The organism is Vibrio sp. Vb1574, assembly GCF_033338675.1.
Window position 1 is genome coordinate 1 of sequence record NZ_JAWOTC010000415.1, and the last position, 1084, is coordinate 1084.

Sequence of the window (1084 nt, forward strand, 5' to 3'; positions counted from 1 at the left end):
CTAGTGCTTAGCTGATTGATCAAACGGATTTTATCAATCAGCGTCACTGCCGTTTCATTCTGCAAGCCATCACGCGCGCCGACTTCGACGATATTAACCTTCGCTGGTAGCATATTCGTGCTCCTTATCTTCACAGACATTATCGGGTGCAGAAATTAAATGCAGCAGGATGGAACCGTGCTGTACTTGGTCTCCATGTTGATAAAACACTTCATCAACGGTCGCTGCTACCGGAGCGGTAATGGTGTATTCCATCTTCATCGCTTCGAGTACTAACAGCGGATCGCCAGCCGCTACTTTGTCTCCTTTATTCACCATGACCGCCGAGACCACGCCGTTCAGTGGTGCGGTTGGACTAAGTTCGTCGTCTTTGCCTTTTGGTGATTCAAAACTTGGTTGATGAGCGAACGTACGTTGCTGACCAAGATAAAACACGGTTGTCTTTTGCTCGTCGCTAAGCGCATTAAAGGTGTAACGCACATTATCGATATCGACGACGAACTGGTTGCCACTTTCAAGCAGAGTGACCTGATGCAACTCCTCACCACATCGGACAGTGAAGTGGTTTAGGTGCTGAGCCCCTGTATCTTGCGATGGTTGTTGCAAGCGTACTTGATGGTTGGCATTGGCATCCGTGAAGTTAAATCGATAAACGTTGTCAACCGACAGCCTAAAACCTTGCGTGGTTGGAGAGGGTAACGTTGAGCTGCCTGATTTTGAAGTGAGATCATTCCAACGAGCAACCGCCGCCAACGTTAGCCAAATAGAATCCGACACGTTTTTCTGCTCACTTATGCCTTGCTGGTGTGTGACAAGGAAACCAGTATCGAGCTCAATGTTGGCAAAGGCTGGCTGCGAAACAATGCTGTGCAGGTAACCGATGTTTGTCGTCACTCCACGCACGTGATATTGATTTAACGCCTGTTTAAGCTGCTTGAGCGCGATATCACGACTTTGACCCCTGACGATCAGTTTGCTGATCATCGGATCGTAGTATTCGCTGATGGTATCGCCTTGGGTAACACCACTATCAACGCGTACGCACGCTAGGCGCACACTACTGTCTGATACGGGTTCTTTTAAG

The 1084-nt window shown here is 48.5% G+C and carries 1 protein-coding gene and 1 pseudogene; both read right to left on the minus strand.

All coding sequences use genetic code 11. The annotated features are described in order from the left end of the window. Nucleotides 1-113 (minus strand): annotated as a pseudogene (locus R7O12_RS26545) (hydroxymethylglutaryl-CoA lyase); the annotation flags it as partial. Further along, nucleotides 94-1084 (minus strand): biotin/lipoyl-containing protein (locus R7O12_RS26550; protein ID WP_318127063.1); only part of this gene is annotated, 991 nt, incomplete at its 5' end. The pseudogene R7O12_RS26545 and the gene R7O12_RS26550, both read right to left, overlap by 20 nt.